The organism is Streptomyces sp. NPDC048521, assembly GCF_043199855.1.
Lineage (GTDB): Bacteria > Actinomycetota > Actinomycetes > Streptomycetales > Streptomycetaceae > Streptomyces.
This window is the reverse complement of record NZ_JBICWR010000001.1, coordinates 776,923-790,363: the sequence shown is the minus strand read 5'-3', so window position 1 is coordinate 790,363 and position 13,441 is coordinate 776,923. Positions and strand designations below refer to the sequence as shown.

The window sequence follows — 13,441 nt, the reverse complement described above, 5'->3', positions numbered from 1 at the left end:
CGGCCTCCAGGTCCGCCTTCGTGAAGCGGGGGGAGCGGGTCAGAGGATCGCTCCGGGGGTGTATCCGGCGGCCTCCGGGTGCTGCTTGACGATCTCCTCGATCCGGCCGGCGACCACGCCGACCTGGTCGGCCGCGGCACCGGTGAAGGACAGCTTGTCGGCCATCAGCGCGGCCAGCTGCTCGCGGTCGAGCGGCAGCCGCTCGTCGGCGGCGAGCTTGTCGAGCAGGTCGTTGCGCTCGGCGCCCTGCTCGCGCATGGCGAGCGCGGTGGCGACGGCGTTCTCCTTGATCGCCTCGTGCGCGACCTCGCGGCCGACCCCGGCCCGCACGGCGCCCATCAGCACCTTCGTGGTGGCCAGGAACGGCAGGTAGCGGTCCAGCTCACGGGCGACGACGGCCGGGAAGGCACCGAACTCGTCGAGGACCGTCAGGAACGTCTCCAGCAGGCCGTCCAGCGCGAAGAACGCGTCCGGCAGCGCGACCCGGCGCACCACCGAGCAGGACACGTCGCCCTCGTTCCACTGGTCGCCGGCCAGCTCGCCGGTCATCGAGGCATAGCCGCGCAGGATGACCATGAGACCGTTGACGCGCTCGCAGGAGCGGGTGTTCATCTTGTGCGGCATCGCCGACGAGCCGACCTGCCCCGGCTTGAAGCCCTCGGTGACCAGCTCGTGCCCGGCCATCAGCCGGATGGTCTTGGCCAGCGAGGACGGCGCGGCCGCCAGCTGCACCAGCGCGGTGACGACCTCGTAGTCCAGCGAGCGCGGGTAGACCTGGCCGACGGAGGTGAAGGCCTGCGAGAAGCCCAGGTGGCCGGCGATCCGGTTCTCCAGGTCGGCGAGCTTGGAGGCGTCCCCGCCCAGCAGGTCCAGCATGTCCTGCGCCGTGCCGACCGGACCCTTGATGCCGCGCAGCGGGTAGCGGCCCAGCAGCTCCTCGACGCGGCCGTAGGCGACGAGCAGCTCGTCGGCGGCGGTCGCGAAACGCTTGCCGAGAGTGGTGGCCTGTGCGGCGACATTGTGGGAGCGGCCGGCCATGACCAGCTCGGCGTACTCACCGGCCAGCTTGCCGAGGCGGGCCAGCACGGCCACCGTACGGTCGCGCATCAGCTCCAGGGAGAGCCGGATCTGCAGCTGCTCGACGTTCTCGGTGAGGTCACGGGAGGTCATGCCCTTGTGCACGTGCTCGTGCCCGGCGAGGTCGTTGAACTCCTCGATCCGCGCCTTCACATCGTGCCGGGTGACCTTCTCGCGCTCGGCGATCGAGGCCAGGTCGACGGTGTCGAGGACACGCTCGTAGGCGGCGATCGCCTCGTCGGGCACCTCGATGCCGAGGTCCTTCTGGGCGCGCAGCACGGCGAGCCAGAGCTGCCGCTCCAGCTTCACCTTCTGCTCGGGGGACCAGAGCGTGGCGAGCTCGGCGGAGGCGTAGCGTCCGGCGAGGACGTTCGGGATGCGGGGCTTGGCGGGCGCAGAAGTCACGTGTCCAGATTCTACTGGCGGTTTGTGCAGGCCAGCGCCATGGGGTTGTTCGGCGGAAGCTACGAGACGCCGGTCACGGTCCGTCGGCCGGGCCGGTGGCGCCGCCCCTCGCCCTCGCCGTCCGCCGCCTAGTCCGCGTCGGTCGGCTCCGCCAGCACATCCGCGTGGCACGGCTGCGGCGCGCACCAGCAGGCCAGCGTCTTCCCGCGCAGCTCCGCCACCAGGTCCAGCAGCTCGGGCCGCTCCAGCAGGTAGGCCCGGTACATGGCCAGGACCTCGGCCCGGGTGCCGTACCGCTTCTTCTTCGGGGTGTCGTAGGCGAACGGGTTGTACAGCGGGTGCCGGGGCAGGTCCCAGCCTCCCATCGGCCAGCGGCGGCCGACGTAGACGACATCGGAAGGCGCGTGCTGCAGCCGGGGGCCGAACTCGTGGATCCGGCCCCGGACACCGATCACGCGCGTGGTCATGTCCGAGAGGCTACGCCGGACCCTCGTACGGCAGCAGCTCCGGACGCTTCGGCGGGCGCCCGTCGCCCGAGGAGCGGCCGGTCAGGCGCCGGCCTATCCACGGCAGCAGGTGCTGCCGGGCGAAGCGTGCGTCGGCCACCCGCCGGGTCATCCAGCCCGGCGGGAGCGTGGCCGCCATCGGCACGTGCCACTCGGTGTCCTCCGGCTCGTACCCGAGCGTCTGCCACACCGCCTCGGCGACCCGGCGGTGCCCCTCCGCCGTCAGATGCAGCCGGTCCACGTCCCACAGCCGGGGATCGGCCAGCGAGCGCGCCCCGTACAGGTCGACCACCACGGCGCCGTGCTTCTGGGCCAGCTCGTCCACGCAGGCGAACAGCTCCTCCATGCGCGGCCGGAACCGCTCCAGCACCGGCCCCTGGCGGCCCGGGCTGCGCATCAGCACCAGTTGCTTGCAGGACGGGGCCAGCCGCTCCACGGCCTCGGTCAGCAAGCCCTTCACGCGGCCCATGTCGCACTTGGGCCGCAGGGTGTCGTTGAGCCCGCCGACGAGGGTGACGACGTCGGCGTTCATGGCCGCGGCCGGCTCCACCTGCTCGTCGACGATCTGCCCGATCAGTTTGCCCCGCACGGCGAGGTTGGCGTACCGGAACCCGGGCGTGCGGGCCGCCATCCGCGCGGCGAGCAGATCGGCCCAGCCTCGGTAGGAGCCGTCGGGCAGCAGGTCCGACATGCCCTCGGTGAAGGAGTCGCCGACCGCGACGAGGCTGGTGTGCGTGGGAGAGGTGGGATTCGTGTGCATGGCGACAGCGATGGTATCCCGGCTCCATACCCACCGGTCGGTCGCCCTCGCCCCCGGAAGCCCCGTCGCCGAAGCCCCGCCGGTCGGTCGGAAGCCCCGTCGCCGAAGCCCCGCCGGTCGGTCGGAAGCCCCGCCGGTCGGTCGGAAGCCCCGCCGTCGCAAGCCCCGTCACCAGAAGGCGCACGCCCTCAGAAGCCCCGCCACCAGAAGACGCGCGCCTTCGAAAGCCCCGTCACTGGAAGACCCTCCGGCGGGAGATCCGCTCTCGGAAGCCCCGTCACCAGAGACGCGCGCCCCCGGAAGCCCGCCCGGACTCGCCCGCGCAGAACCGTGGGGGGCTCACGCAGGCTGACCGAACAGCTCCCGCAGCACGTCCTCCATGGTGACCAGCCCCGCGAGCCGGCCGTCCTCGCCGAGCACGGCCGCGAGGTGCGTTCGGCTGCGCCGCATCGCCGTGAGCACGTCGTCCAGCGGGGTCCGCTCGCGCACCCGCGGGATGGAGCGCATGTCCCGCGGCAGGAAGGGCACGTCCCGCGGCGAGGCGTCCAGCGCGTCCTTGACGTGCAGATAGCCCACGATCCGCCGTCCCGAGTCGACCACCGGGAAGCGGGAGAAGCCCGACTCCGCCGCCAGCCGCTCCAACTGCTCCGGGGTGACGCCCACGCGCGCGTAGACCACGCGCTCCAGCGGCACCACCACGTCCCGCACCGGCCGGCTGCCCAGCTCCAGGGCGTCGTGCAGCCGTTCCTGCGCCCGGTCGTCGATCAGGCCCGCCTCGCTGGCGTCCTTGACGATCTCGGCGAGTTCGGTGTCCGTGAAGGTCGCCGCGACCTCGCCCTTCGCCTCCACGCGCAGCAGCTTCAGCAGCCCGTTCGCGAAGGAGTTGACCGTGAAGATCACCGGACGCAGCGCCCGGGACAGCGCCACCAGTGGCGGGCCGAGCAGCAGCGCGCTGCGCACCGGCTCCGCGAGGGCGATGTTCTTCGGGACCATCTCGCCCAGCAGCATGTGCAGGTACGTCGCCAGAGTCAGCGCGATCACGAAGGACACGGCGTGGCCCGCGCTCACGGGCACGCCCAGGGCATGGAACACCGGCTCCAGCAGATGCGCGATCGCCGGTTCGGCGACCACACCGAGGACCAGCGTGCACAGCGTGATGCCGAGCTGGGCGGCGGCCAGCAGCGCCGACACGTGTTCCAGGCCCCACAGCACGCTCTTCGCGCGCCGGTCACCCTCCTGGGCGAGCGGCTCGACCTGCGAGCGGCGCACGGAGATCAGCGCGAACTCGGCGCCCACGAAGAAGGCGTTGACGACGAGGGTCGCCAGACCGATCAGCAGCTGTACGGCGGTCATCGCGCCCCCTCCGGCGTCTCGTCGGCCTTCTCGTCGTCCAGCGGCGCGTGCAGCAGTACCCGGGCCGCCCGGCGGCCCGAGTCGTCCACCACGTCCAGCCGCCAGCCGGCGACCTCGACGGTGTCACCGTTCTCCGGTATCCGGCCCAGCTCGGTGGCGACCAGGCCGGCCAGGGTCTCGTACGGCCCCTCGGGTGCGCGCAGGCCCACGCGCGCGAGCTGGTCGGTGCGGGCGGCGCCGTCGGCCGAGTACAAGGCCCGGCCCTCGGTGTCCGCCCCGGCGGGAGCGAGGTCGGGCGTCTCGTGCGGATCGTGTTCGTCCCGTACCTCGCCGACGACCTCCTCGACGATGTCCTCCAGCGTCGCCACGCCGGCCGTGCCGCCGTACTCGTCGATGACGACGGCCATGGTGCGGCGGCCGGAGAGCCGGTCCAGCAGCCGGTCCACGGTCAGGGACTCGGGTACCAGCAGCGGTTCGCGCATCACCTGGGAGACGCGGCGGTGGCGCCGCTGCTCGGCGGGGACGGCCAGCACGTCCTTGATGTGGGCGATGCCGACCACCGAGTCCAGGCTGCCCTGGTAGACCGGGAACCGGGACAGGCCGGTGGCCCGGGTCGCGTTGGCCACGTCCGCGCAGGTGGCCTGGGTGTCGAGGGCGATGACCTGGACGCGCGGGGTCATGACGTTCTCCGCCGTCAGGTCGGCCAGGTTCAGCGTCCGGACGAACAGCTCGGCGGTGTCCGCCTCCAGCGCGCCCTCCTTCGCGGAGTGCCGGGCGAGGGCGGCCAGCTCCTGCGGCCCGCGCGCGGAGGCCAGCTCCTCGGCCGGTTCGATGCCGAGCCGGCGCACCAGACGGTTGGCCGTGTTGTTCAGGTGCGTGATGAAGGGCCGGAAGGCCGCGCTGAACCAGCTCTGCGCGGTGCCCACGCGCTTCGCCACGGCCAGGGGCGAGGAGATCGCCCAGTTCTTCGGCACCAGCTCGCCGACGACCATCAGGAACACCGTCGACAGGGCCGTGCCCAGCACCAGAGCGACCGAACTCGCCGTGGTCGGCGACAGCCCCATCGCCTGGAACGGCCCGGCGAGCAGCTTGGCGATCGACGGCTCGGCGAGCATGCCGACCACCAGGTTGGTGACGGTGATGCCGAGCTGGGCGCCGGACAGCTGGAAGGTCAGGTTCCGTACGGCCCTCAGGGCGCCCGGGGCGCCGCGCTCGCCGCGCGAGGCAGCCCGCTCCAGCTCGCCGCGCTCGACCGTGGTCAGCGAGAACTCCGCCGCCACGAAGGCGCCACAGGCGAGCGACAGCAGGATCGCCACCAGAAGGAGCAGCACTTCGGTCATCGGGTCACCCCCGTCCCATGATCGGACAGGGCAGGGCGGAACGCGCGGTATCGCGGACTGGGAGGCTCGCCCATGGGCGGACGCTCACAACCTTTCATAGAGGGCCGAGTGCTCCGTCAAGGGTAAAGGATGGGCAAAGAGAGCCTTTGATCTCAGTCCGTCAGCGGTTTCACCCAGCGCCGCCAGTGCTCCTCCGGCCGATACCCGGCGGCCCGCCAGGCGTGGTGCGCGGTCGCGTTGCGGACCAGCACCATCGCGTCCGCCCGCCGACCGCCGAGCCGCGCGAAGCGCTCCTCGGCGGCGGCCAGCAGTGCCGAGCCGATGCCCTGCCGCCGCCGCTGCGGATGCACGGCGAGCCGGTAAAGGTGGCACCGCCAGCCGTCGAAGCCGGCGATCACCGTGCCGACCAGTTCGCCCGCCGACTCGGCGAGGATCAGCGCCTCCGGGTCGCGGGCGACCAGCCGCTCCACCCCGGCGCGGTCGTCGCTGATGCTCGTGCCCTCGGCGGCCGTCTTCCAGAAGGCGAGGACGGCGTCGAGGTCGTCGGGGACGGCAGGGCGTATACGGGGCTCAGTCATGCGACCATCGGACCACCGCCGGGGTGCCCGGCCCCGGGAATTCCATCATGCGGACTCCTCCCGCAGCCGTTCCATCACCGGCGCGAACGCCTCCAGGGACGGTTCCAGGACGGTCAGGTACGAGAAGCCGAACCGCTCGCGCTGCGCCCGCACCTTCGCGACGATGTCGTCCAGGGGGCCGACCAGCACGATGGGCAGGGCCAGTGCCTGCTCCAGGGTCAACCGCGGCTGCCGTTCCAGCAACGGCTCGAGCACGGGCCCGGGGTCGTCGGTGACGGCGACGAGCTGGATCAGCAGGTTCAGCTCGGCGGCTGCCGGGCGGTCCGCCGCCAGCTCGCGGTAGCGGGCCACCCGGTCGTCCAGTTCCTCGGCGGTCAGCGGGTCCAGCGACCCCGGCGTGTCTCCCGGCCGGGCCCCGGTGAAGGCCGCGATGTCCGCGTGCTCGGCGGCCAGGCGCAGCATCCGGTCGCCGTTGGCCCCGATCAGCAGCGGCACCCGGGACCGGGTCGGCCCGGGCCTGTCGGTCCCCGCGCTCGAGCCGAGCCGGGAGTGGGGGAGGTCCTCCGAGCCGAGCAGCCGGTCCAGTTCCCCGACCGTGCGCCGGAGGTGGTCCACCCGCTCCCGCGGCGAACCGAACGGCAGCCCGGCCGCCTCGTGCTCCGCAGGGACGTACCCGGTGCCGAGGCCGAGTTCGAGGCGCCCGCCGGTCAGCGCGTCCGTGGTCGCGACCTCGCGCGCCAGCAGCGCCGGGTTCCAGAAGCCCGCGTTGAGCACGAACGTGCCCAGCCGGGGCCGTTCGGTCGCCTCGGCCGCGGCGACCAGCGCCGGGAACGGTGCGGCCATGCCGAGGTGGTCGGGGACGAGGATCACGTCGTACCCCAGCTCCTCGGCCCTACGGCATGTGGCGCGCCACTCGGCGGCGGGCGCGGGCGTGAGCAGGTTGACCCCGAAGCGGAACGGACGCTGCATGAACTCTCCCCGTGAGTACGTGACCTGAGCCTGGTCCCGTGATTCCATCACGCCCGCGGCACGCTGAAGACGGCCACCCGAGCCACGCCCGCGGCACGCTCGAGGAGCATGCCGCGGCATGCTCGAGACGACGGTGCCGTCACTCGTGCGCGATCGCCGCCAGCACGTTCATCCGCGACGCCCGCAACGCCGGCAGCAGCGCCGCCACGACGCCCACCACCGCCGAGCCGATCACGACCGCCACGATCGTGCCCCAGGGGATCGAGAGCGCCGTCAGCCCGCGCAGTGCCAGCACCCGCTGCATGCAGACGCCCCACACCAGCCCCAACGCCAGCCCCAGGACCGCGCCGAACACCGCGATCACCACCGACTCCAGCCGGATCATCCGGCGCAGCTGCCGCCGCCCCAGCCCGATCGCGCGCAGCAGCCCGATCTCCCGGGTGCGCTCCACCACCGACAGCGCGAGGGTGTTGACCACACCGAGCACGGCGATGACGATCGCCAGCGCGAGCAGCGCGTACACGAGGTACAGGAGCACGGCGATCTGGTCGTGGACCAGCTTCTTGTAGTCGGCCTGATTGCGCACCTGGACCTGCGGGAACGGCTTCAGGGCCCGCTCCAGACGGGGCCGCAGGTCCTCCGCCCTCGTCCCGGGGGCCGCGTTGACGTACAGCGTGGAGTCCTGCCCGTTCGGCACGTACTTCTCGAGCGTCCTGAGGCCGAAGAAGATGCCGCCCTGGGTGCCGAAGCCCTCGGCCGTCCCCTGGTCGGTGAGCGCCCCGACCGTCAGCCCGGCCCGGCGCCCGCCGGGGAACTCGACCGGGAGCACGCTGCCGACCCGCACACCGTGGTCCTTCGCGAATCCGGCGTCCAGGGCGAGGCGCCCGTCCGCCAGCGCGGCCGCCGAACCGCCGCGCGTGTAGGTGATGTGCACGACGTCATCGAGCCGGGGGCCGTATCCGGCGGCGTTCGTCCTGACCCGATCGCCGTCCGGCAACCGTACGGCGACGGCGCTGAGCCGCTGCCGTACGACGAGCCCGACACCGCGCGTCGCGCCCACGGTGTCCCTGACTTCCTTGGTGTACGGCATGAAGTTGGCGTTCTGGACGATGAAGTCGGCGCCCAGCGTCCTGTCGATCTGCCGGTCGAACGACGCGGACAGGGAGGCGCTCGCCACCGACATCCCGCCGACGAGGGCCAGCCCCACCATCAGCGCGGCGGCCGTGGCGCCGGTACGGCGTGGATTGCGCAGGGCGTTGCGCTGGCTCATCCGTCCGACCGGACCGAACAGCGCGGGGAACGCCCCGCCCAGCACCCGGATCACCGGCCGTACCAGCAGCGGTCCGGCGACCACGGTCGCGACGAGCGTGAGGACCACGCCGAGCCCCAGCAGCGAGGCCGCCTGCGCGGTCCTCGTGGCCACCGCGCACCCGGCCAGCGCGGCCGCACCGGCCGCCCCGACCACCGCCCCGCTGATCGCCCGCGCCTTCAACGGCTTGCCCGTACCGGCCACTTCGGCGTCCGCGAGCGCCGCCATCGGGGAAACGGCCGCCGCGCGCCGGGCGGGCAGATAGGCGGCCACGAAGGTGACGCCGAGACCGACGACGTACGCGGTGACGGGCGTCCCCCAGCCGATGACCATCTCCGTCGCCTTCAGCTTCATCCCGAACGCGCTCATCAGCCGGATCAGCCCGAAGGCCAGCCCGATCCCGGCGGTGAGTCCGAGCGTGGCGCCGACCAGCCCCAGCAGCAGCGCTTCCGTCTGCACCGACCGCCGCACCTGCCGCCGGTCCGCGCCGAGCGCCCGCAGCAGACCCAGTTCCCGGGTGCGCTGGGCGATGAGCATGGAGAAGGTGTTGACGATGAGGAACACGCCCACGAGCAGCGCGACGCCGGCGAAGCCCAGCATCACGTACTTGATCACGTCGAGGAAGGCGCCGAGGTCGGCCGCGGCCGACTTGGCCTGTTCGTTCGCGGTCTTCAGGTCGTAGGTCCCGGTGCCGATCGCCGCACCGATCCGGCGCTCGAGTTCCGCGTCGGACACGCCCTTCGCCGCGTCCACCGAGATGCTGGTCGCCTTCGCGGCGGAGCCGAGCAGCTCCCGGCCGGCCACCGCCGGGTCCAGATAGACCAGGGCGGAGCCCGGGTTGGTCGTGGTGAACGTGGCGATGCCGACGACCCGGACCCGGAAGGTGCCCGGCTGCGCCTGCACGGTCAGCCTGTCCCCGATCCGTACGTGCCTCTCGGCAGCCGTGTCGGAGTCCAGCAGCGCCTCGCCCGCACCGTGCGGCGCGTGGCCGGAGGTCAGCCGTACCGGGCTGCGGTGGGTGACGTTCCAGGAACCGGCGACGGTGGGGGCGCCGGTGGTCGGGCCGACGGATGCGCCGCGGCTGTCGACCACCACGACGTTCCGCACCGACACGTTCGCGCGGGCGGCCGCGACCCCGGGGACCTTCGCCACCCGGTCCCGCAGCGCGGCGGGCACGGTCCCCACCACTCCGGACGACCGGGCCGACCCCAGGTCCTCCTTCGGCCGCACCGTCACATCGGCGGCGGTGGAGGCGAACAGCCGGTCGAAGGTGCGGGTGACGGTGTCGGAGAAGATCAGGCTGCCCGAGACGAACGCCACGGACAGGATCACGGCCAGCGCGGACAGGGCCAGCCGCCCCTTGTGCGCGAGGAAACTCCTCAGGGTCGCCTTGAGCACGGCATCAGTCCTTCTGGAGGGTGACGTCGTCGCCGAGCCGGCCGCGGACCACGTCGAACCGCTTCATGCGTTCGAGCACCGCGTCCGCCGTGGGCCGTTCCCTCTCGTCCACGATCCGCCCGTCGGCGAGGAACAGCACCAGGTCGGAGTGGGCGGCGGCGCCCGGGTCGTGCGTGACCATGACGACGGTCCGGCCGAGATCGTCGACGGCGCTGCGCAGGAAGCCCAGCACCTCGAGACCCGCCCGCGAGTCCAGGTTGCCGGTCGGCTCGTCGGCGAAGATCAGCTCGGGCCGGGAGGCCAGCGCACGCGCGCACGCGACGCGCTGCTGCTGGCCGCCGGAGAGCTGCGCGGGCCGGTGTGTCAGGCGCCCGCGCAGGCCGAGCGTGTCGATGACCTGGTCCAGCCACTCCTGGTCGGGTTTGCGGCCCGCGATGTCCATCGGCAGGGTGATGTTCTCGGCGGCGGTCAGGGTCGGGATGAGGTTGAACGACTGGAACATGAACCCGATCCGGTCCCGCCTGAGCCGGGTCAGTTCCCGTTCCTTGAGCCTCGTGATCTCGGTGTCGCCGAGCCACACCTGACCGGCCGACACGGTGTCGAGGCCCGCCAGGCAGTGCATGAGCGTGGACTTTCCGGATCCCGACGGGCCCATCACGGCGGTGAAGCGGCCGCGCGCGATGTTCACGTCCACCGAGTCCAGGGCGACCACGGCCGTCTCGCCGGAGCCGTAGGCCTTGGTCAGCGCGCGGGCGCGGGCCGCGACACCGGTGTCCGGCGCGCGTCCCGGGGCGTGCTCCGCAGCAGGTGTGGACAAGACCGCCTCCCGGTCGCCTCGACGTCCCGACTCTTCGGTCCGGGCTGAGCCTAGTGTGACCCGTCCCACAGCCGAAGCGCCCGCGCGGGCCCGCGTGCGGGGGAACCCACCCGGGTCCCCTTGCCGTTGCTAGCACCCCGGCGCTAGCGTCGAGGCATGGCCAAGACCCAGCTGAACGTGCGCGTGGACGAGGGCACCGCCCGCGCGGCCCGCGAACGCGCCCTGGCACGCGGGATGAGCGTCAACCGCTACATCGAAGAGCTGGTCAGACAGGACACCGGGGAAGCCGGCCGCACGTTCGTCGAGGCGGCCGCCGACTTCATGAAGCAGTACGAGTCCGTGTTCGCCGAGGAATTCGCCGAGACCCGCGGCACCGACGCGGGTGAACGCCGTCGCTGATCCCTTGGACGAACTGACTGTCGACCTCGCCTGGCTGCTCATGCTCGCCGAGCGGAAGACGCCCGGCGACCCGCAGGTCACCGACTGGGGCGCGCTGGTCGCCGCCGTCGCCCGGCACCGGGCGGAGATATTCGGCGTGCCCGTGTACGACACCCCGCACGCCCGCGCGGCGTCCCTGCTCCAGCTCCTCATCCACGTACCGGCACTGGAACGCTCCAACGCGCTGTTCGCCTCGGCGGTCGCCTACGCCTATCTGGTCGCCGGCGGCGCCAAGGTCGTCACCACACCCGAGCAGGTCCGCGACCTCGCCCGGCTGGTCAAGGACGGCGTGGCGAGCGTCGACGACATCGCGCGGGAGCTGCGCCGCTGGACCGGCTGATCAGCGTGCGTCCGGCTCGTCCGGCCGCCAGGCGACCCCCAGCGCGCAGTACGAGGCCGGCAGCGCCGGTCCCTTCTCCGGCAGCAGCATCCGCCGGAGCGGGCCGAGCCGGAACCCGGCCTCGCGCAGGGCGGCGACCGGCTCCCGGGACAAGTGACAGCCGCCGCTCAGTGCGGGCCACAGGGTACGGTCCAGAGCCTGCTGGGTCAGCGTCATCGCCGGGCCGCCGCCCCGCCCGTGCTCGAAGAACCGCACTTCGCCACCCGGCCGGAGCACCCGCCGTACCTCGCCCAGCGCCCGCGCCACGTCCCGCACGCTGCACAGCACCAGCGACAGCACCACGGCGTCGAAGGCCTCGCTCTTGACGGGCAGCGCCTCCGCCGCACCCGGCACCACGTCCACCGGAACCTGCGCCCGCAGCGCGGACTCCAGTGCCAACCGCCGCAGGTGCGGCTCCGGTTCGATCGCGACCACCTCCGCGACAGCGCCGGGATAGTGCGCGAAGTTCAGCCCGTTGCCCGCGCCGATCTCGAGCACCCGCCCGGACAGTCCGGCGAGCAGCCGCTCCCGCACCCCGGCCATGCCCAGCCGCGTCTCGGCGCCGACGCTGAGCCGGGCGTAGCAGCGGGCGAACAGCGGGTGGTGGACGGGACCCCGCGCCACCTTCCCGGAGCCGGTGGACAAAAGTCGCATGGCAACCTCCCGGAGCGGACGGGCCTACGAGGAGTGTCCCCCGAGAACCGCCGCCGCACCCCCGCCGAAGCGGCTCGGCTCGGCCCGGGGACGGCCGGCGGCCGCCCGCACCCCGGTCGACGGCGCGGGCGGCACCGGGCGTACGGCCGTCTCCGGCGGTTTCTCCCCCCGGCCCGCGTCGCTCTCACCGAGGCCCTGGCAGCGGGTGAGGGTCTCGACCCCGCGACGCCAGAACGCCACCCAGGCTGGGACGCCACCCTGGGCTGGGACGGCACCCGGGCTAACGCGCCACCCGGACTGGGACGCCACCTGGGCTGGGACGCCACCCGGGCTACGCGCCACCCGGGCTGGGACGCAACGGGCTGAGGCGCCACCCGGGCTACGCGCCACCCGGACTGGGACGCAACGGCTGAGGCGCCACCTGGGCTGAGGCGCCACCCAGGCTGGTAGGCCACCCGGGCTAGCGCGCCACCCGGACTGGGACGCAACGGCTGAGGCGCCACCTGGGCTGAGGCGCCACCTGGGCTGGGAGGCCACCCGGGCTAGCGCGCCACCCGGACTGGGACGCAACGGCTGAGGCGCCACCTGGGCTGAGGCGCCACCTGGGCTGGGAGGCCACCCGGGCTAGCGCGCCACCCGGACTGGGACGCAACGGCTGAGGCGCCACCTGGGCTGGGACGCCGACCTGGGCTGGGACGGCACCAGGGTTAAGACGCCACCTGGGTCAAGACGCCGCCTGGGTCAAGACGCCGCCCGGAGCTGGAAAGCCGCCGCGTCCCACGTTCCGTCCAGCCGAGGCGCGAGCCAGGCCGGCGCTGCCGTACGGAAGTCGGCCGGGGGGAGGGAACCCGCTCCGGCCGGTAGGGCGCCGAGCAGCGGGGCGTCGGCCACCTCCGGCAGGTCGGCCACGTTGCAGCGGGCGGCGAGGTCGGGGGCGCCGGGCCAGCTGCCGATGACCACACCTGCCAACTCCAGCTTGCGCCGCCGCAGTTCGCGGGCGGTCAGCTCGGTTGCGTTCAGGGTGCCCAGGCCGGCCTGGGCGACGACCAGGACCGGCGCGTTCAGCAGCCGGGCCGCGTCGGCCAGCGTGCCGCCCGCCGCGTCGAACCGGACGAGCAGCCCGCCCGCCCCCTCGACCAGCACCAGGTCGTGCTCCGTGGCCAGCTTGGCGGCCCGGTCGGCCACCTCGTGCGGGTGTACCGGCGCCATGCCCGCCCGCCGGGCCGCCGTACCCGGCGCCAACGGCTCGGGATAGCGGGCCAGTTCGGTGGCCGTGACCGGCCCCGCGAGCCGCGCGACCTCGTCGGCGTCCCCGCGCTCGTCCGGCCGTACACCCGTCTGGGCGGGCTTCAGCACGGCCACCGAGCGCCCGGCCGCGAGGGCCGCGGCGGCGACGGCGGCGGTGGTGACGGTCTTGCCGACCTCCGTGCCCGTTCCCGTGATCACCAGTACCGGCAT

General features: G+C 73.2%; 14 protein-coding genes. 2 read left to right on the top strand and 12 right to left on the bottom strand.

Translation table 11 applies throughout. The features are described from left to right. Positions 1-39: 39 nt before the first annotated feature. The 9 genes from purB to ACGFRF_RS03835 all read right to left on the bottom strand — a co-directional run bounded on the left by purB (position 40) and on the right by ACGFRF_RS03835 (position 10,512). Entirely contained in the window at positions 40-1,482 is a 1,443-nt protein-coding gene (gene purB / locus ACGFRF_RS03875) for an adenylosuccinate lyase (protein WP_393736899.1), read from the bottom strand. Between the two features lie 128 nt (positions 1,483-1,610). Then, positions 1,611-1,949 (bottom strand): DUF4326 domain-containing protein, encoded by a 339-nt coding sequence (locus ACGFRF_RS03870; RefSeq protein WP_393736897.1) that lies wholly within the window; start codon positions 1,947-1,949, stop codon positions 1,611-1,613. Between the two features lie 10 nt (positions 1,950-1,959). Continuing rightward, positions 1,960-2,748, bottom strand: coding sequence for an SGNH/GDSL hydrolase family protein (locus tag ACGFRF_RS03865; protein ID WP_393736895.1), 789 nt, complete (start codon positions 2,746-2,748; stop codon positions 1,960-1,962). Positions 2,749-3,087: 339 nt separating this feature from the next. Next, on the bottom strand, positions 3,088-4,101 hold the full coding sequence (locus ACGFRF_RS03860; protein WP_393736893.1) for a hemolysin family protein: 1,014 nt from the start codon (positions 4,099-4,101) through the stop codon (positions 3,088-3,090). Beyond that, positions 4,098-5,441 (bottom strand): hemolysin family protein, encoded by a 1,344-nt coding sequence (locus tag ACGFRF_RS03855; protein WP_393736891.1) that lies wholly within the window; start codon positions 5,439-5,441, stop codon positions 4,098-4,100. Before ACGFRF_RS03855 ends, ACGFRF_RS03860 begins: the two co-directional genes overlap by 4 nt. A 152-nt stretch (positions 5,442-5,593) precedes the next feature. Continuing rightward, positions 5,594-6,019 (bottom strand): GNAT family N-acetyltransferase, encoded by a 426-nt coding sequence (locus ACGFRF_RS03850; RefSeq protein ID WP_393736889.1) that lies wholly within the window; start codon positions 6,017-6,019, stop codon positions 5,594-5,596. A gap of 45 nt (positions 6,020-6,064) precedes the next feature. Next, positions 6,065-6,988: an LLM class F420-dependent oxidoreductase gene (locus ACGFRF_RS03845; protein ID WP_393736887.1), complete on the bottom strand. Its 924-nt coding sequence runs from the start codon at positions 6,986-6,988 to the stop codon at positions 6,065-6,067. A 139-nt stretch (positions 6,989-7,127) separates the two neighbouring features. Then, the gene (locus ACGFRF_RS03840; RefSeq protein WP_393736885.1) at positions 7,128-9,695 is read right to left on the bottom strand and encodes an ABC transporter permease; all 2,568 of its coding nucleotides are present in this window, start codon (positions 9,693-9,695) and stop codon (positions 7,128-7,130) included. A gap of 4 nt (positions 9,696-9,699) precedes the next feature. Continuing rightward, on the bottom strand, positions 9,700-10,512 hold the full coding sequence (locus tag ACGFRF_RS03835) for an ABC transporter ATP-binding protein (protein WP_393736883.1): 813 nt from the start codon (positions 10,510-10,512) through the stop codon (positions 9,700-9,702). A gap of 156 nt (positions 10,513-10,668) precedes the next feature. On the opposite strand from ACGFRF_RS03835, the gene ACGFRF_RS03830 reads away from it, so the two are divergent. Next, positions 10,669-10,911, top strand: coding sequence for a toxin-antitoxin system HicB family antitoxin (locus ACGFRF_RS03830; protein WP_393736881.1), 243 nt, complete (start codon positions 10,669-10,671; stop codon positions 10,909-10,911). Between the two features lie 40 nt (positions 10,912-10,951). Continuing rightward, positions 10,952-11,290 (top strand): fic family toxin-antitoxin system, toxin component, encoded by a 339-nt coding sequence (locus tag ACGFRF_RS03825; protein WP_393737101.1) that lies wholly within the window; start codon positions 10,952-10,954, stop codon positions 11,288-11,290. On the opposite strand, the gene ACGFRF_RS03820 is transcribed toward ACGFRF_RS03825, so the two are convergent. From ACGFRF_RS03820 to bioD, 3 genes are all read right to left on the bottom strand, one after another. Beyond that, positions 11,291-11,983, bottom strand: a complete 693-nt coding sequence (locus ACGFRF_RS03820) for a class I SAM-dependent methyltransferase (RefSeq protein ID WP_393736879.1) — start codon at positions 11,981-11,983, stop codon at positions 11,291-11,293. 24 nt (positions 11,984-12,007) lie between these two features. Continuing rightward, entirely contained in the window at positions 12,008-12,223 is a 216-nt protein-coding gene (locus ACGFRF_RS03815; RefSeq protein WP_393736877.1) for a hypothetical protein, read from the bottom strand. 501 nt (positions 12,224-12,724) lie between these two features. Then, positions 12,725-13,441, bottom strand: coding sequence for a dethiobiotin synthase (bioD, locus tag ACGFRF_RS03810; protein WP_393736875.1), 717 nt, complete (start codon positions 13,439-13,441; stop codon positions 12,725-12,727).